The organism is Bacteroidota bacterium (assembly GCA_016713925.1).
GTDB lineage: Bacteria > Bacteroidota > Bacteroidia > AKYH767-A > OLB10 > JAJTFW01.
Window position 1 is genome coordinate 238,885 of the sequence record JADJOH010000008.1, and the last position, 18,905, is coordinate 257,789.

15 protein-coding genes are annotated in these 18,905 nt (G+C 42.8%); 6 read left to right on the top strand and 9 right to left on the bottom strand.

Annotation, left to right across the window (positions count from 1 at the left end):
- Positions 1–3 precede the first annotated feature (3 nt).
- From IPJ86_15440 to IPJ86_15465, 6 genes are all read right to left on the bottom strand, one after another.
- On the bottom strand, positions 4–957 hold the full coding sequence (locus tag IPJ86_15440; protein ID MBK7888615.1) for a T9SS type A sorting domain-containing protein: 954 nt from the start codon (positions 955–957) through the stop codon (positions 4–6).
- Between the two features lie 238 nt (positions 958–1,195).
- Positions 1,196–3,403, bottom strand: coding sequence for a T9SS type A sorting domain-containing protein (locus IPJ86_15445; protein ID MBK7888616.1), 2,208 nt, complete (start codon positions 3,401–3,403; stop codon positions 1,196–1,198).
- Between the two features lie 164 nt (positions 3,404–3,567).
- Positions 3,568–4,491 carry a family 20 glycosylhydrolase gene (locus IPJ86_15450; GenBank protein ID MBK7888617.1) on the bottom strand — a complete coding sequence of 308 codons (924 nt, stop codon included), beginning with the start codon at positions 4,489–4,491 and terminating at the stop codon, positions 3,568–3,570.
- Between the two features lie 3 nt (positions 4,492–4,494).
- Positions 4,495–5,766, bottom strand: a complete 1,272-nt coding sequence (locus IPJ86_15455; protein MBK7888618.1) for a beta-N-acetylhexosaminidase — start codon at positions 5,764–5,766, stop codon at positions 4,495–4,497.
- A 198-nt stretch (positions 5,767–5,964) separates the two neighbouring features.
- Complete coding sequence (locus tag IPJ86_15460; protein ID MBK7888619.1) at positions 5,965–7,410, bottom strand: MFS transporter; 1,446 nt, start codon at positions 7,408–7,410, stop codon at positions 5,965–5,967.
- Between the two features lie 470 nt (positions 7,411–7,880).
- Positions 7,881–8,396: a transposase gene (locus tag IPJ86_15465; GenBank protein ID MBK7888620.1), complete on the bottom strand. Its 516-nt coding sequence runs from the start codon at positions 8,394–8,396 to the stop codon at positions 7,881–7,883.
- 209 nt (positions 8,397–8,605) lie between these two features.
- Here IPJ86_15465 and IPJ86_15470 point away from each other — a divergent pair, with 209 nt between their 5' ends.
- From IPJ86_15470 to IPJ86_15490, 5 genes are all read left to right on the top strand, one after another.
- A complete protein-coding gene (locus tag IPJ86_15470; GenBank protein ID MBK7888621.1) occupies positions 8,606–9,877 on the top strand; it encodes an ATP-dependent DNA helicase RecQ in 1,272 nt (423 codons plus the stop codon).
- Complete coding sequence (locus IPJ86_15475; GenBank protein ID MBK7888622.1) at positions 9,870–10,205, top strand: RecQ family zinc-binding domain-containing protein; 336 nt, start codon at positions 9,870–9,872, stop codon at positions 10,203–10,205. Before IPJ86_15470 ends, IPJ86_15475 begins: the two co-directional genes overlap by 8 nt.
- A 72-nt stretch (positions 10,206–10,277) precedes the next feature.
- On the top strand, positions 10,278–10,814 hold the full coding sequence (locus tag IPJ86_15480; GenBank protein MBK7888623.1) for a dihydrofolate reductase: 537 nt from the start codon (positions 10,278–10,280) through the stop codon (positions 10,812–10,814).
- Between the two features lie 122 nt (positions 10,815–10,936).
- Positions 10,937–11,647, top strand: a complete 711-nt coding sequence (locus IPJ86_15485; protein MBK7888624.1) for a hypothetical protein — start codon at positions 10,937–10,939, stop codon at positions 11,645–11,647.
- 272 nt (positions 11,648–11,919) lie between these two features.
- On the top strand, positions 11,920–12,762 hold the full coding sequence (locus IPJ86_15490) for an OmpA family protein (GenBank protein ID MBK7888625.1): 843 nt from the start codon (positions 11,920–11,922) through the stop codon (positions 12,760–12,762).
- Positions 12,763–12,917: 155 nt separating this feature from the next.
- Here the strand turns inward: IPJ86_15490 and IPJ86_15495 are convergent, their stop codons facing one another.
- Genes IPJ86_15495 through IPJ86_15505 form a run of 3 tightly spaced genes read right to left on the bottom strand, consistent with a single transcriptional unit; the run spans position 12,918 to position 18,363 of the window.
- Complete coding sequence (locus IPJ86_15495; protein ID MBK7888626.1) at positions 12,918–14,225, bottom strand: TolC family protein; 1,308 nt, start codon at positions 14,223–14,225, stop codon at positions 12,918–12,920.
- A complete protein-coding gene (locus tag IPJ86_15500; protein MBK7888627.1) occupies positions 14,222–17,302 on the bottom strand; it encodes an efflux RND transporter permease subunit in 3,081 nt (1,026 codons plus the stop codon). Before IPJ86_15500 ends, IPJ86_15495 begins: the two co-directional genes overlap by 4 nt.
- A gap of 2 nt (positions 17,303–17,304) precedes the next feature.
- Positions 17,305–18,363 (bottom strand): efflux RND transporter periplasmic adaptor subunit, encoded by a 1,059-nt coding sequence (locus IPJ86_15505; protein ID MBK7888628.1) that lies wholly within the window; start codon positions 18,361–18,363, stop codon positions 17,305–17,307.
- Between the two features lie 66 nt (positions 18,364–18,429).
- On the opposite strand from IPJ86_15505, the gene IPJ86_15510 reads away from it, so the two are divergent.
- The gene (locus tag IPJ86_15510; GenBank protein MBK7888629.1) at positions 18,430–18,687 is read left to right on the top strand and encodes a hypothetical protein; all 258 of its coding nucleotides are present in this window, start codon (positions 18,430–18,432) and stop codon (positions 18,685–18,687) included.
- Positions 18,688–18,905: the final 218 nt, after the last annotated feature.

An 18,905-nucleotide genomic window follows, 5' to 3' on the forward strand; every position in this document is an offset into this window, starting at 1 on the left:
TGGCTATTCACGGATTTTTATACATTTATATATTGAACTATTGCGCCCATTAATAAATGTTGCGAAATAAATACCTTCGGAAAGTGTTTCCATGCCAATGCTCCCTTCTTTCGAATCAGTGGCCACGCTAAATAGTAGTTTTCCCATGTAATCATACAATCTGATTTCTTCAAAGCGTTGATCAGATTTATAGTTTAAAAATCCCTGAACAGGATTTGGCCAAATGTTCACTTCAGCAGGTGCACTGTATTGGATTCCTGTCCATGTTTCGTTATAAAGCGAATCAGTGGTTACACATACATCATCTATAAAATAATAACCGGCGTTCGGAAATCCGAAAACCACGGTGTCGGTATGCAATGAATCATAAAAATTTCCAAGACAGATGTACTGATAGGCAGAATCGGCAATGAACGAACCACTCAACCGCTGCCAGTTGATGGAATCAGTAACAATGGTATCAAATTTTAAATGAGCGAAGTTATCAATGGGCGCCGGATTAGCAATGGAATAAGGGTTTGTAAAAAGTCTTATTCCTAAATTATTGGTGAGGTATCCTGTACCAAACTCCGTTGCAACGGTATAAAAAGACAGATAATATGTTGTTCCGATTTGCAGTGGAGAGAGTAATTGAGCACCACAAAATTCTCTGTAATTATTAGTAATTACTGACGTGTTGTTATGATAAGTTGCTAATCCGATATACCCTATTCCATTGTGCGGAACCTGATTGCCAAATTGCACTTTTGGCGGAGATAAATAGGGATTGGTACTGCATTGATGGAAAAAATCCGGTGATGTACTGTAGGAAGACCATCCTGTGGCTTTATGCGTCTCTCCCAAATTAACCGGACATACTACATAATTCTCAAAACCCGGATTAGGAACAAGATTTGTTTGTGCATTTGCACAGCGATTGAAAACAACCAAACAGATAAAGATCACCAGGTTTTTCATAATTCAATAATACCTATACTTCAAAGGTACAACAATATCAGTAATGATGACCTACGAATACACTCTATACTGTTTCACTAACGTATTATATATTCCTGATTGCCACTTTATAAGAATCATCAGTTAACAATGCTTAAAGAAGTGTAAAAAGGGAATGCCTTTTAAAAACAGGAATCCCGCCTCCGGGAAATAGAGGCGGGATTGAAACCTGTAATCTAACCAATAAACAATAATTATACTATCTTACCAGACGACCGCTCCAGGCATTCTGTTCGTTTTGTACAATGATCATATAGGCCCCTGGTGCAAGGTTGGATACATCCATTGTAATGGCTCCTTGCTCTATGTTTTGCAGGGTCTCTTTTTTAACTATTCTTCCTTGTAACGTGTACACCTGTACTTCAAAATTTCCCGCTGCTGCTGATGGAAGACTGATATTGATGATGTCTTTTGCAGGATTAGGACTGATGTTTAAGGATGGTCCTGCTGTACTCAGTAATTCGGCTATTCCGGTGGTGGTGTTGCCAATCATCACTTCTGCCATTGGAGTTAAAATAGGGAGGTTGTTGTCGAAATAAATTCTTGCTTCATTGGAGATGAGCGTACCTACCGGAAGAGTTGGATAGGGCGTTGCACGCAGGATGATGTAACCCTTGCTGTTCACGGGATCAACACTATTTGGTGTGAGGTTGATGTTATTGAAGGAGAATTCTAACTCACGTGGGTAGAATATTCTGCTGGAATAACTATGACTGGAGGCAAGTACTTCAACCGTGTTCAGCATTAATTCGGTCGGTAAAACATCGGTAATGCGTACCGTTAGTGCATTGGCGGTTCCGGTATTTTCAAAGTCAATGCGGTAGGTGATGGGTTCCCCGGCAATGACGGAAGATTGTGGAATGGTGCCACTTGGGAATGCTGATTTTATATTGGGGTCGAAGGAATTAATAACTCGTGCCCAGCCATCTGACGTATTGTTCGAGATGTCAATATCTGTTCCCGGTGTTACTGTAAGTCCTGCCTGAAAATAAACAGAATCACCAATCACGAGTCCACTGTCTGCTTTTACATAAACGATGATGTCATAATTTTGTAACGGAAACAAAGTGGGCAATGTCCAGGTGAGTGTGTTTCCACTAACTGAAGATGGAGTGATGGAAGTACTATCCACCGCTACACTATCGGGCATGATAAAAGTAACCACCCCTCCGGCATTATCACTGCCGTTATTTTTTACATCGATGTTCACCAATGTGCGGATGGTGGGGCGAACGGGTGCCGCGTTCAATGTGATCTCCATTTCAGTGGTTCCCGGAACCGGCACTAGCGCAAAATCATTGGCATTGGAAATATTGCCCGCAGCACTAAAATTAAAATTATACGAATTCGGATTCACAGTAAACCATGCAGCGATATTTGCCAAATCCACCGTATGTGGTCCGGTGCCAATGTACATGGAGTAGAGTCCGGTGGGATCAGTGATGTTATAGGCGTAAAAAGGATTGGACTGCACAAACTCATTCGCAACGCCGTATTCATTCACATCCTTGTTTCCGTTATTATTAGCATCTACGTATACGGTACCCGTTACAATGCTGGGGTTGTTGATACCATCTACAATCATCACGTTGATGTCACGCATGGTGGTACCAATCAGCACTCCGTTTCTGTATTCAGAAGCCAGCACGACCAAAACACCCTGTTGAAGAAGAACGGGTGTGAATGAAGATACGCCGGTGGTTGAATCAAAAAAGATGGGTGCATTGGTAGCAATAAATTGATTCGGGGAGTAAGGCCCAAAATATCCAATGGGGAAGGGGTTATAACTGGATACGTTTTGATTATCCCTTGGACCAATCAGAGAATACACAATACTGTCTCCGTCTGGTTCAATAGCGGTGTTCGGATAAACTGCTGGCTGGTTGAGGCAGAAAATCGGAACATTCAATGTGTTGAAGTCAGGCAAACTATTCGTCGGATAATTGAGATTATCCAACGTAGCTTCGCAAAAGGCACCGGCACTAGTAGGATTATTAATCGTGCTTATGGCCGCGCTCCTGCAACATTCGGAAATCCAGAATTTCCAGTTGTCACTGGCATTGGGAAGGACAATGGTATCCGCAAATTCAGTGATCTGAATGCCAAAGCCATTCGAACAAAGGAAAGGAACGGTTGGCGCACAGGTAAAGACCGGCATGATCTGCTGATTAACGATCGGCAGAGTAACCCAATAGAGCGAGCTTCCGGTTCCCACTGAGTCTGAATAGAAGACTTGAAGACTGGTCGGAGAAGGAATCCCGGCACAATCGCGGTACATGTAACCCTTTAATACGTAGGTGTTTGGGCTACCGGCATACTGGAGCGTAATCGACTGACAGAGAATGTGTGAGGCATTGGCTTGCCAGCTTAATAGCAATGCCAGAAGAAGGAATAATTGTTTTTTCATAGGTGTTTTTTGGATTTTGGTCAACGTATAAGAGCAGATGCAAAATCTCCCGAAATGGTTGCATGTGATGTAAAATTCCCGTTAAAATGAAAGAAAAATCATATTAATCATTGTAAAGTACAAGAAGAAGTCTCCTGTTCCCGGGATCTAATCCAAGACATTCTCTAATACACAAGTATTTCCGAAACAAACATCCATCCGTCTTCTCCGGCTCCTGCACTGCCTTCAGGGTTCTTCCCAATGCTTTGGATAGTAAATTTCAGAAGTTGTGCTTCTCCATCCACCGGAATAACGGCTCGATTGACAGCTTTGTCTTTCGTGATTTGACGAAACTGCACTTCTTCCTTTCCAATGTTGTATAGAATAGCACCGGGAGCATGTATCCAACTCACGGGATCATGCAGGTAGACGAAAACAATACTGTCTATTTTTTTTGTGCTGCCCAGATCAATTTCAATCACTCCGTCTTTACCAATCCAGCCTACCCAGTGCTTTCCTGTCCAGGGATAATCGCCGGTGATGCCATCGCATAAAGTAGCTGCCGGATTTGCATAATTGCGATCGCCTTTTACGAGCAGTTGTACATTTGCACCGGTAGATTTTGAAAACTCAAAAGGAAAAATCAGTTCATGGGTTTTGTTTTTATAGCTGCTTCGCACAATAAAATCTCCACTCTCCTGAATGATCACCGGTTGTTGATACTTTTTAAAAGTCGTTAATCCATCACCGTTACGAAAGGCGGTTTCGATATCCTGCTGAATTCTTGAGACCAGACTTAATTCAAGAGAGGGTTTGTTTTTCCCGGAGGATATCTTCAAGGAGGGTCGCATCCAGGTGGTGGAGTAATTTACGTGAAACTGATCCAGCAAGGATTGATGGGATAACAATCTTTTATAAAATTTAGCTTCATCATGAAAGACCGTATCGGTCCAGAGGACTTCAGAGAGTGCACAAAGACGGGGCAAGAGCATATACTCCACCTGCTTTACATCGTACAAATACTCAGACCATAAATTTGCCTGCGCGCCGAGGATGTACTTTGCTTCTTCTATATTCAATGAATCGGGGATGGGGCGGAAGGAGTACACTTTTTACAATGGGGTGAATCCACCGAATGCCAATGGTTCTGATGCCCGCTCGCCCTGATAATGATCAAAATAGCAATGTGTGCCCGGCGTCATGATAGCATCATGTCCGGATTTAGCTGCGGCGATACCACCGCTGATACCCTGCCAGCTCATCACCGTGGCATTGGGTGCAAGGCCGCCTTCCAAAATTTCATCCCAGCCGATAATCTTTCTTCCTTTACTGTTCAGAAATTTTTCGATCCGCTGAATAAAATAACTCTGCAATTCATGTTCATCACGCAGGTTGTTGGCATAGCGCGTCTCGATGCATTTCGGACAGACCTTCCAGCGCGTTTTCGGACATTCATCTCCACCGATATGAATGTATTTTGATGGAAACAGTCCGATCACTTCCGTGAGAATATCTTCCAGAAAAGTAAATGTGGAATCTTTCACACAAAAGACATCGTCAAAAACACCCCATCCTTTGGCGACCTCTTTCACATCTCCTGTACAGGAATATTCAGGATAAGCTGCGAGTGCCGCCCTCGCATGTCCGGGCATTTCTATTTCCGGAATGATGTTGATCTTTCGTTGTTCCGCATACGCCACCACTTCACGGATATCATCCTGCGTAAAAAAACCACCGTATCGCAAGCTGTCGAACTGCTGGTTGCGGTAGGGGCCTACCATACTTCCGTTCCTCCAGCCACCGATTTCAGTCAGCTTCGGATATTTTTTAATTTCAATCCGCCAGCCTTGATCATCGGTGAGGTGCCAGTGAAAATTGTTCATCTTGTGCAATGCGATCAGATCGATGTACCGCTTCACAAATTCCTTCGGCATAAAATGCCGGCATACATCGAGGTGCACACCACGATAGGCAAACTTCGGTTGATCGACAATCACCAGACAAGGAATTTTATTTTCGGTTTTCCCGGCATGAAAGAGCAATTGCAGGAGGGTAGAACTGCCGCGCACAAGTCCTGCAGCACTTCCTTCCAGTACGATTCCGTTTTTCTTTACGGCAATGCGGTACTTCTCTGTAGTATCTTCTGCAAGAAGGGAAATCGCGATGTAATGATCTTTACGTCCTACTGTTTCAACTATCGGTAGTGCATAGCCGAGGGCCGTCTTCATCCAATCGTTTAACAGGACTGCAAATTGTCTGGATGAACTACTGCTCGCCAATAATTTTGTTTCCGGAGCTATTTTGAAGTGCCCTTTCTTATAGGCAATGCTGTTAGGAAGCGGTATTAAGTTTACTTTCTCTCCGGAATAAACTTTTGTATTCATGAGTACGAAAAGAAAAGTGACTGTCCACAGAAAACAATGAGAACTTCTATTTAATATTTCATTACACATGGTGTTTTATTTAACGCAACGTTCGCTACGGTAGAGCAGCGGACGCAACGGGTAGTTGGTATGTTTAAACCTGCCGGCAGGAAGGCGCAACGTGCTTTTCGGTAAAGCAGCGGACGCAATGGTTATTTCTTAATGTGATGCCTTAGCAGTGTCATAGTGAATTCCCCGGGCAGCGAGAATATGCTGTACTTTCCATCCATAGAAGGCGAGATAAGCAAAACAAAGAATTCCTACTATATAACTCCATTGAATCCCCAGCAGATCATCTGAAGCCAGCCATCCCTGCAACAAACTCACAAATCCGCCACCCATAATCATCATGATGAGGAAGCTGGAACCTTCGTTGGTATGTTTACCGAGTCCTGCTATCGCCAGCGTAAAGATACAAGGCCAGAGGGTAGAACAAAAGAGACCAACGCTGATAAAGGCATATACACTCGTGAGTCCGTCGCTGAGAATACCAATGAGCAAAGCGGTTATTCCGCAGAAAGAGAAAATCAACAATTGGCGGGCAGGATTACCTTTACTCAACAGATCAGCAATGATGATGATGATAATGACGAAAGCATACACATAAAATGGCGTAAGATCATTATTCGCGATCCTGTTGGCGAAGAGGAAGACACCGAAAGCGGCATAGGGAAGAATGAAATTCAGAAAGGTGCGGGTATTCTTCTTCAGATCAAATGCTCCTACTGCGCCTGTCCAGCGTCCAATCATCAGACTCGCCCAGAACAAGGAGACATAGGGTGCGATTTCGTTTGTAGGCGTATTCAGATGGATGCGCATGAATTCAGGAAGGTTAGAAGCTGTTGAAACTTCCACTCCCACATAGAGGAAGATCGCGATCATTCCCATCCATAACTGTGGGTAGGACAATGCGGATCCGGCTTCCTTCGCCGATTTATTTTGCACATCGGGAACTGTCTCTTCATGATGAATTTGATTCGGCAATGACGAGAAACGAAAAATAATGGCAACAATTACAAAGGCTGCACCCAGCATAAGGTAAGGTCCTTTCACAGCAGAAAGAGATTCCAGATGCTCCCCTGCTTTCAACGAACCGAAAATCGCAAAGCTCACGATGATGGGTCCGATGGTTGTCCCGATATTATTAATCCCACCGGCCAGACTCAACCGTTGCGCCCCTTTCTTAGGATCTCCAATGGTGATGGCGAGAGGATTGGCGGCTGTTTGTTGTAAAGAAAAACCCAATCCTACAATAAAGAGACCGGAAATCATCAAGCCAAAAGAAGAAGATTCCGCAGCCGGGAAGAACAACAAGGTGCCCAATGCAGAAATAACCAACCCCAGTGCAATGCCATTCTTATACCCAATGCGATTTAAAATATCACCCCCTGTCGCTTTCGACATAAAATAATAAATCAGCGATCCCACGGTATAAGCAACATAAAATGCAAAAGAAATCATCTGACTCTGCCATTGCTCCAGATTCAGTTTCTCTTTAAATACAGGAATCAGAATATCATTACTGGCGGCCACAAACCCCCAAAAGAAGAAAACAGAAATCAGAATAGGAAGGGCAGCAGCGGAACGGTTAGGTTGGTTATACATAATAGGTTTGAGGTGCTGAAAATAGAAAAAAATCTGTAATGACAGGTCGCGACCTGTCACCACACGACCTGTCACCACACGGCCTGTCACCACACGACCTGTCACCACACGACCTGTCACCACACGATCTGTCACCACACCCACGACCTGTCTCTACAACCACGACGTGTCACTACACCCCGGTCATCATCGTAAGGACAGGCCGCGACCTGTCCCTACAACCACCACCTCTCCCTACAACCACGACGTGTCACCACAACCACGACCAGTCACCACAACCACGACCTGTCCCTACACCCCGGTCATCATCGTAAGGACAGGTCGCGACCTGTCCCTACACCCACGACCTGTCCCTATAATGACCTGTGACCACCATCCTGATCATCGTTGTAAGGACAGGTCGCGACCTGTCCCTACACCCACGACCTATCCCTACACCCACGACCTATCCCTACACCCACGACCTGTCACTACAACCACGACCTGTCACTACCGCGACCTGTGACTACTGCGGCTTGTGGTATTTTTTCCATCCACCGTTTCGGATTTAACCGGATATAGTTTTTCATACAAATAAATGCTGATTCGTTTCGGACGATATGATCATGAAAGGAACGATGCCATTCAAAATCATGTACACCAGCCAGATGAATATATTTTGAGGTAGTGGTTTTATATGCACCCATCAATTCGGACAGGCTTTTGATCTTTCCCTGATAGGAAGGTTCATCGGTAATTTCAAGGATTCCATGAATATGATCGGGCATTACTATGAAGCCGTGAGATTTGAGGTAAGGGTAAGTTTTAAGCAACCAATCCCATTGCTGATCTACTATATGACCATAATCCGATAATACCATTTTGCTATCAAACACATTACCAAAGTAAGGCTTTCTGTATTTCACTATGGAAGTAATGAAGTACCGATTGCATGATGAATAGTCGAATCCGGGTAGCCGATTCTTTTTACGGGTGAAATATTTCATTAAATGGTTTTTATAAAATTGGTTTCGTTAAATATTAAATATGGATCTGTAAGTTTCCGTTGCAAAATTAATTGCGATTTCATGCAAATCTACCCTCCCTACCCCCACTTACCCTCCCACAAACGAATACAAATGTTTATTTCGGCTTATCCTGTATTTACTGTTATATATTTGCCTCATTCATTTTAAACACCTTTAAAATAATTGATATGAACAGGAAAGAGGCAGAAGTGCAATTGAAAAAGATTTTTGGATTTAATCATTTTCATGATGAACAGTGGACCACGATAAAACATGTATTGCATGGTGATCGGGTGTTGCTGATTGAACGAACGGGTTTCGGAAAGTCGCTCTGTTATCAGTTTCCGGCTGCAGTATTACCGGGAATTACGATCATTTTTTCACCGTTGATTGCCTTGATGCGCGATCAGGTGCAGAAATTGAATAGTTTAGGTATTGATGCCCGCTGCCTGAACAGTGAACAGAATTCATTAGAGAATTCAAAAATCCTGAAGGAAGCGAAAGAGGGTAAAATCAAAATATTGTACATCGCTCCCGAGCGTATGGATAATGTGGCCTGGGTGAAGACCGTAAAACAGTTAAACTTATCCATGGTGGTGGTGGATGAAGCACATTGCATTTCTGTTTGGGGTCATGATTTTCGTCCTGCTTTTCGGAGGATTATTGAATTAGTGAAAACATTGCCGGTGGGTATTCCTGTCCTGGCAACGACTGCTACTGCTACGAAGACCGTGGAGGAAGATATTATTCAACAGATGGGTGGCAATGCGAAGTCCATTCGGGGAAAATTGATGCGTGATAATTTGCAGTTGCAGGTGATTCAGGTAGGATGTCAGGATGATAAACTGATCTGGCTGGCTCAACATCTTGAAAAACTGGAAGGATCAGGAATTATTTATACAGGTACGCGAAAAGATGTTACCCGTTATACGAATTGGCTGAAACAAAATGATATTCCCTGTGCCGGATACCATGCCGGTTTATCGCCTGCAGAGAGGGTGAAGATCGAGAAAGGTCTCATGAACAACGATTGGAAATGTGTCATCTCTACTAACGCTCTGGGTATGGGAATTGACAAGCCCGATATTCGTTTTATTATTCACACTCAAATTCCGCAATCTCCGATTCATTATTATCAGGAAATTGGTCGGGCCGGACGAGATGGCGATACCGGAAGAGTGATTTTACTGTATCACTTTACAGATGTTAAGCTTCCGCAGATGTTTATCAATTTCTCTAAACCTGCTGTGAACAGCTATATGAAAGTTATTCAATTGTTGCAGGAGAAGCGATTTACAGAACAAGAACTATGTAAGAAAACAAATATTTTCGATGCAGCAATGCGTTCTATAAAAGCAGATCTTATCGAACAGGGACTCATTGCGGAAAAGCAAGTGGGACAAAAGAAATATTTGCAAATCATTACCAAGGGCACCACCCATGGATTTCCGCATGATTGATAAACTGCGTGAAATCCGGATGGCAGAACTGGATGAAATGGTGGCATACGCGGAGACCAGAGAGTCACGAATGAAATTTCTGTGCAGGTATCTGGGTGATGAGGAAGATAATTTATTTAAAAATTGTGACAACTCCGGTGTTAAACCCTTAACTTTAATGCCGGATTTGCGACTCGAGTCTGTACTCAGAAAATTCTATGGCGATATGCCGGAGGAAGAAATGGTTGAGAAGGCGATAGCAAAAAATACATTAGGTATAAAGATGAAAGGGATTGAAAGAATTAAACGAAAGGTTGTGGATAGTAATCTCGAAAATCCTTTTGGATAAGTGTAGAATATTTTCGGGCAAGTAGGGTGTTCCGACTATTAGTTTAAAGAAATAACATATAAGTAACAATGGATGGTGGGCAGAAAAGTAATAGTATATATCGCAGTTAGTTTAGATGGCTACATTGCCAAACCAAATGACGATCTTGGTTTTCTTTCAATTGTGGAGGAAGAAGGACAAGACTACGGCTACGCAGACTTCGTTGAAACTGTGGATGCAGTTATAGTTGGGCGTAAAACATATGATAAGGTACTATCCATGGGTGTTGACTTTCCACACGCGGATAAAGACGCCTATATCATTACAAGGACACCAAGGCCAACCATAGGATCAGTAAAATTTTACACCGGTAATCTTAAATCACTTGTTGACCGGCTAAAATCAGAGAATGGGAAAAATATTTTTTGTGACGGTGGTGCCGAAGTAGTCAATGAACTTCTAAAAGATAACCTTATTGACGAGTTTATTATTTCCGTTATTCCAATATTAGTGGGTAGCGGAACACGGCTTTTCAAAGATGGAAGACCGGAACAAAATTTAGAACTTGTTTCGGTAAAAAAGTTTGACAAAGGGTTAGTACAACTTCATTACAAGCGTTCAACTAAGTAATTAAAACAAAATTGAAGTTCAAAAATTCTAACTGCTAGCGATTTTGCAAAACGTCAGAAAGTAAGGTGACTATGTAGAGATGAGAGAAAGTTGCAAGAATGTTAAACATTAAAATTTAAAGTATGAATCCCCACAAACAAATAATTGAAGCCTTACTCAATGGCTGTAATCCTGTGACCGGTGAAGTCTGTTCTGATGAAATTCTGAACGAAGAGTCGGTTAGAAACATGCTTCAATGGGCATTGGCGAAAGCGGATGAGGATGATAATGCGTTATCCTCAGTTTCCGGAGCAAGTCTTGTGAGCACTGAGCAAATAGAAGAATTGAGAATGTTGATCAAAAACCAGGGATTAAAGGCATCCTCCGCCATGGTGACTAAATTTCTGCTGGGAAGTCACGCGGCAAAATTTAATGATATCAAAAACCACCACCTCTTTCAAAGTATCGATAGAAAGTTCAGAAATATTCTTCGGGTTCAGATCGATGATTATTTTGAGAAACATGTGGAGGAGGATTTCGGTGTTGATGTATCTGAGCATCCCTTCTTCAATCAGGCCGCTTACAATAAGCTATCCGATGCCGCGGTTAGAAGATTGGAAGAACTGATATTTTCAATTGGTATTATTAAGAAAGGAAATGATTTGACTCCTGCGGTGATGAAAATTCGTAAAGAACATCCCCGGTCGCATGAGCCCTGGTCGGAGCAGGAATTGGATCTTTTAAATACCTCACTCGCCTATACCAACGACCTTGATTTCTTATCCAAAACATTTCAGCGGGGACGAAATGCCATGTATTTGAAATCGCAGTTGTTATTGGAGAAGGACGAATAGGTTACTCCTCAAAGGACAAAGTGGTGTTTTGGTTTAATGTTTTATGGTGGTAAATCGATGCAACTATTCCGACATTTCTTAATTCAATGAGATTAATCATAGGGTCATGGTAGTGTTTACTCCTTTGATTTGTTTGTTAATTCTTGTTATAAAGGACTGTTTTGTAGTTTATTGAAACATTGCTTTGCTGTTGGTTTTTAGTTGAATTCATTTTGCAAAAGATGCTTTTCATTGTCGTAACTTTGCATTCTGATTTAAAAACCAAAAAAATTATGTTACGAATAGTATCAGTATTTATCCTCGTTGCCATTATGGCGTCCGGATGTGTAAGTCGTAAGAAATACAACAATCAAGTAGATCAATATACTAAATTGAAAGCAGATTTCGATACGACCGAGTCAAATTTACAGCGCTGTTTAGCGGAAAAAAACAAACAGATTGGTGATTTGCAGAAATTGGAGAAGGAATTGGCGGATGCAAAAGCAAATAGCACCACCATGTTGAAACAATTGAGCGATATGTCAGTGATCAGCGCATCACAGGCGGAGAGTATCCGTAAGTCACTGGAAAATATCAATTCAAAAGACACATACATCAAGGATTTACAAACAGCGATGGCAAGAAAGGATTCTTTGAATATGGCTTTAGTTTTGAATCTGAAAGGAGAACTTAAAGATGTTAATGATGAAGATGTAAACATTAAAGTAGAAGGAAGCGCGGTATTTATAAGCATTTCCGATAAAATGCTCTTCCGTAGTGGTAGCTATGATATTATGCCGAAAGCAAAAGAAGTACTTGGAAAGGTAGCTACTGTTATCAAAGGTCAGCCGGATGTTCAGTTTATGGTGGAAGGTCATACAGATAATAAATCCATCTCTACCGCCGCTATTAAAGATAACTGGGATCTCAGCGTTTTAAGAGCCACCGCTGTAGTGCGTGTGTTGCAGAAGACTTATGGTGTTGATCCTACCCGTATCATTGCTGCAGGTAGAAGCGAATACATCTCCGTTGCACCGAATACAAGTACCGATGGCCGTGCGAAAAATCGTAGAACGCGTATCGTTATTCTTCCTCAACTGGATCAGTTCTTTAAGCTGATGGAACCGAAGCAATAAACTTATTCTCATTTGAAAAGCCCTGTACACAATGGAGTGCAGGGCTTTTTCATTTATAGAATGCTAGTTTAAAAATTTTTCAGCACTGCAACAGAGTTCATCATGCTTGAAAATTAAAAGTTGTAATAATCCTTAAATGCATAACTTTATTGAAGTTATTTTAACAATTCACCTTTTAATCGTAAAATCTCCGTCTCTGCTATTTTTGCATTATATTTTGCTGACAGAAGTCTGCCAACCGCATCCTGATAACTGCGCTGTGCTTCCTGAATTTCGAGGGAGGTGCTTAGTCCTGAGCGTAATCGTTCCAAGACAATGTTAAGATTTTCAGCGGCCAGGGCACTGCTTTGTTCTTCCAATGCAATCATGCTTATCCGGTCATTGTATTCCCGCATTAATTTTTTCTCAGCTTGCTGGCGAAGACTTAATGCTTCCAGTTGTCTGGTTTCGGCAATCTGAAGGGTTAGCTGTGCATTCCTGATGAGTCGATCTGTTCTAAAACCATTGAAGATATTCCAACGAAAGTTTAATCCTATTCCGGGACCATAATTTTGATTTTCCAATAGAAAGCCTGCTTCATTTTCCGTTTTATTGAAACTATAATCTGCATTTAAAGTCAATACAGGCCATCGTGCTCCTTTGTTTTCCTTGATCCATTGAAAGGCGGTTCGTTTCTGCTGTTCTGCAAGTCGAAGCCGAAGATCATTGTTGCGGGAACTTTCATCTAAAGTAATGGATCCAACACTAATGCTATCTGTTGCAGTGAAGAGGGTGGAGGGATCTCTTCCAAGGAGGAGGTTAAGATTTTCCATTTGCGTTTGCAAAGCAGATTTTCTCTCTAGCTGTTGTGCCAGGTGGAGATTCTGCTCCAATTTGGCTTGCAATACAGCCGGTTTCGATCCATTGCCTGCTTCCAGACGGGCTTCAGCCAGAAGTACGCGAATGCTGTCTACTTTCAACAGGGCCTCTAAGGTTTTCAAATTTTCCTGTTCCACTGTTACTGCAAAATAGGCGGTGATCACCTGCTGAATAGCCCCTTCCATTTGCAATTTCATGGTGAGCCTGGATTCTTCAGCAAAGCTGCCGAGTCGTTCCTTCCTCGCGAACATGGTCAATCCATCAAATAATATCCAGTTCAGTCCCGCACTTGCATTGTATAACGTTGACGCAGCCCCGTCACGCTCAATCACCCTTCCATCTGCAAGTTTCTGTTTTAAATTAAGGTCCGTCTTGTTGTAATTACCATCCACAGTCACCGCCGGAAGCATGCCCGCTTCGCCCGCCGAATTATTTATCTCCGCTTGCCGGGTGGTCAACTTCGCTACCTGAACATCATAATTTTTCTCCAATGCTATGGTTATGGCATCTTTCAGTAGCAGTGATTCCTGAGCGTGAACAGTGGTGCCGCAAATGAACATGACTAGCAATACTGTTTTTTCGATATGTCCTTTTTTGTTCTTCATAAAATATAATTCCTAGCTATTTGACACATCTTTTTTCTACTTAAGTATGTATAAATTACCGGTATGACATAAAGGGTTAATATCAGTGCGAACAGCAGGCCACCAATGATCACCACGCCCAATGGGATTCTGCTTCTTGCCCCTGCACCTAAAGCCAATGCAATGGGTAGGGCGCCCAACATTGTAGCTAGACTTGTCATCAGAATTGGTCGCAGACGTAAAGCAGAAGCTTCAAGGATGGCCTCCATTTTACTTTTTCCGGATTCACGGATCTTATTCGCGAATTCCACAATCATAATTCCATTCTTGGTCACTAAACCGATGAGCATAATCATGCCTATCTGGCTGAAAATATTCAAGGTTAGATTAAAATACCATAAGGAGAAAACGGCACCTCCTAAAGCCAGTGGTACGGTAAGCATGATGATGAATGGATCAATGAAACTTTCAAATTGTGCGGCAAGGATGAGATAAATAATTACGAGTGCCAGCATAAATGCATAAAGGGCATTGGATGAACTTTCCGCATAGTCCCTGCTGGCACCGGTAAGTTCAGTACTAAAACTTTCATCCAGTACTTTCTCTGCAATTCTGTTCATGGCTTCAACACCATCGCCGATGGTACTTCCGGGCGCAAGTCCTGCACTGAGTGTGGCGGCCTTAAAACGATTATAGTGATAGAGTTGTGGAGGACTGCTTTGCTCTTCCAACTTCACCACATTGTCTAATTGTACCAATTCTCCTTTGTCGTTGCGGAGATAAATCATACGTAGATCAGTAGGCTCATCCCTGTTGGCGCGGTCAAATTGTCCGATCACCTGGTATTGTTTTCCCTGTCGTTGAAAATAGGCGAAGCGCTGTCCGCTGAACGCAAGTTGTAATGTTTGCGCAACATCCAGCATGGATACCCCCAGCATGCGTGCCTTCTCCCGATCGATACTCACCTGCAATTCCGGTTTGTTAAATTTCAGGTTGACATCACTGCCCTGAAATACGGGATTGCTATTTATTTCTTTCATGAACACCGGAATCACCGCTTTCAGTTTTTCAAAATCAGAATTTTGGATGACGAACTGAACGGGAAGGCTACCTCTCGGACCACCTCCTGCTGATAATGTCTGCTCCTGAACAACGAATGTTCGTGCTGCGGGAAAAGACCGCGTGAAAGCACTGACCTGATCTACTATCTCCTGCTGACTTCGCTTTCGTTCATCCGGAGTAGTGAGTACGATACGACCAAATCCCGTATTCACAGCACCTGAGCCGGCAAATCCCGGTGCAGTAACGGTAAGGCATATACGTCTTTCCGGAACAGAATCCATGATCATATCCGCAACGGAATTCATGAATTTGTCGGTGTACTCGAAAGAGGCACCTTCAGGAGCCGTTACGAGCAATCTAAACCAATTCCTGTCTTCCAGCGGGGCCAGCTCTTTCTTTAACATCCCGCCGAAAAGAAATATCATTCCGGTCACCAGGCCCAATATTACCCAAGCCCTATACCGTTTCTTCATGAATTGTTCTAAAGAATTCCGGTAGTTGTCATCCAATTTACGGAAAAAGGGTTCCGTCATTTCATAAAAACGACTATGTTTCTGGTTTTTACGAATGAGACGCGCATTGAGCATAGGCGTCAACGTGAGACTTACAAAAGCCGAAATCAACACTGCGCCGGAGAGAACAATCCCGAATTCACGGAACAGCCTTCCCACAAACCCTTCCATGAAAATCACAGGAAGAAATACGGCGGCTAATGTAATAGAGGTGGAGATGACCACGAAGAATATTTCAGCCGACCCTTTATGAGCGGCTTCCACGGGACTCATTCCTTTTTCCACTTTTTTGAAAATGTTTTCTGTAACTACTATACCATCATCAACTACTAATCCTGTAGCGAGAACAATTGCCAGGAGGGTGAGTACATTGATGGAAAAACCGAAAAGGTACATGATGAAGAAAGCACCAATCAAGGATACGGGAATATCAATCAGCGGGCGCAGGGCGATGAGCCAATCGCGGAAGAACAGGAAAATAATTAACACAACAAGTAAAATGGCGATGAGCAATGTTTCTTCTACTTCCTTTACAGAATTTCTGACAAAGCGGGTATTATCAAGCGCAATTCCCACTTTTAAATCGGAAGGAATATCTTTTTTGATTTGTTCCAGCCTTTTGTAAAATTCATCGGCTATTTCAATGTAATTTGATCCAGGTTGAGGTACAATGGCGCAGGCTATCATGGGAATACCATTGTTCTTCAAAATAGTTTCCTCGTTTTCGGGTCCCAAAGTAGCATACCCTACATCCTTGAGCCGGATAATGTTATTCCCTTCGCTTTTAATAATCAGGTCATTGAATTCGTCTTCAGAAGTGAGTCGACCAATGGTTTTCACAGTAAGCTCGGAGCTGTTTCCAACCACTTTACCACCCGGAAGATCTACATTCTCTTTTTCCAATGCATTTCGTACATCCAGAGGCGTTAGACGAAAAGAAGCAAGGCGAGCAGGATCCAGCCATAAGCGCATGGCATATCTCTTCTGTCCCCAAATCTGGATGGTGCTTACGCCGGGTATAGTCTGCAAGCGTTCTGCGATCACATTCTCTGCAAAATCACTTAATTCTAGCACATTTCTGGTATCGCTCTGAACTGTAAGGGAGATGATCGCATCGGAATTGGCGTCGCTCTTCGTTACGGTCGGCAATGCGTCAATATCCTGTGGGAGGTTGCGAACGGCTTGTGACACTTTATCGCGCACGTCATTGGCGGCAGCTTCGAGACCGACTTCCAGATCAAATTCTACAGTGATTACACTGTTCCCGAGATTACTGGCAGACGAGATGGTACGAATACCTGCAATCCCATTGATGGCTTTCTCCAGCGGCTCTGTTATCTGCGACTCCACCACATCCGCATTGGCGCCGGCATAACCGGTACGTACGGTGATAACAGGTGGATCAATAGACGGATATTCGCGGACGCCAAGGAAGTTAAATCCAATCCCGCCAAATAGAATAATCAACAGCGACATCACTATCGCAAGCACGGGACGGTTAATACTAAGTGAAGGCAGGTTCATATCTAAAGCGTACTCTTATTTCTCAATTTAATTTCGCTTCCCGGACGAAGCTGAAGAAGTCCTGTGATAATAACGGTATCCCCCGCAGTGAGCCCGCTAAGAATCTGAATGGCTGTATCATTCCTGACTCCTGTACTTACGCTAACGGTATCGGCTTTACCCGATCTTACGATAAAGAGTTGCTTACCCTTAAGTACAGGTACGATAGCTTGTGTGGGTACCAACAGGGAATTCGAAGAAGAAAGCCGGAGTTTTATGCGTGCAAAGGCTCCAGGCAGCACTTGAGTAGAGGAGTTGGAGCAATAGGCACGGATGTTTATACTTCTGCTTCCGGCATTCACAACAGGTTCAATGGCATAAACTGTTCCGATGTAGGAGGTGGTTTGTCCGCTAAGGCTGTATGTTACGGTATCTCCTGTTTTCACTCTGCCTAAATAATTTTCAGGAATGCTGAATTCCAGTTTAAGCGGATCTAATTGTTGTAAAGTAATAATATCCTGTAGGCTGGTGACATAGGCTCCTTCGCTAATTTGTTTTAATCCAAGCACACCATTGAAGGGAGCGCGTATTTCTGTTTTATCAATTTGAGCAAGGATCACATCTTTCTCCGCTTTAAGCGATTCCACTTCTGTTTGCAGAACATCGTATTCTTCACGACTGATTCCTTCAATCGTCAATAGTTTCTTATTGCGTTCTAATCGTTGCTCCGCCAGTTTTAAACCGGAGGCTACTTTTGAAAGTTGAGCACGAAGTTCAGCATCGTTAATTTTAACCAGTAAATCTCCTCTGTTTACTTTTCCACCTTCTTTGATAAGCAATTTGGTAATCCGACCTGCTACTTCTGCTTTCAAAGTCACTTCTTCATTGGCAAGAATTGTTCCGGTACTTTGCACCACTTCATCGAAAATCACTGGTGTAATGATCTTCACATCCACCGCCACCGGCGCACCTCTTCCCTGACCACCACCGGCCGGTGTTTGTTCAGATGGAAGCAAAAACTTCTTAATAAGGAACAAAGCCCCGATCACGAGTAGGATGATGATAAAAGTTTTGGCACGCATAATTATTCGTTTTGGCTAAGATAAGGAGAACAGGGGAAAAAAGTACAATGAAATACTTGGATATAAATGGATATACTTTGGGATACATGGATATACTTGGATATAATTGGGGATACCTGGATATACCTGGATATACCTGGATATACTTGGATATACTTGGGGATATTTGGGGAGACTTGGATATACTTGGGGATACCTGGATATAATTGGGGATACCTGGATATACTTGGGGATATTTGGGGAGACTTGGATATACTTGGGGAGATATGGATATATATGAGGAGACAAAGGGATAGATGGATTTATATGGGAGACAAGGGATAGATAGGGATATATGGAGAATCATAATGGAACTTTGGAAGACCTGAGGATTTATAGAGGTACCATGGAATACATGGAGGTGAGTGGTATAAAGTATAAAATGAAAAGTACATCCATGATAAAATATAAATATGTTTCGAAGTACCCGAACCTTTATCTGCAAACCCACACTAATGCACGCCAAGTATATTAATGTACATCGAACATCAACGAAGATCAGG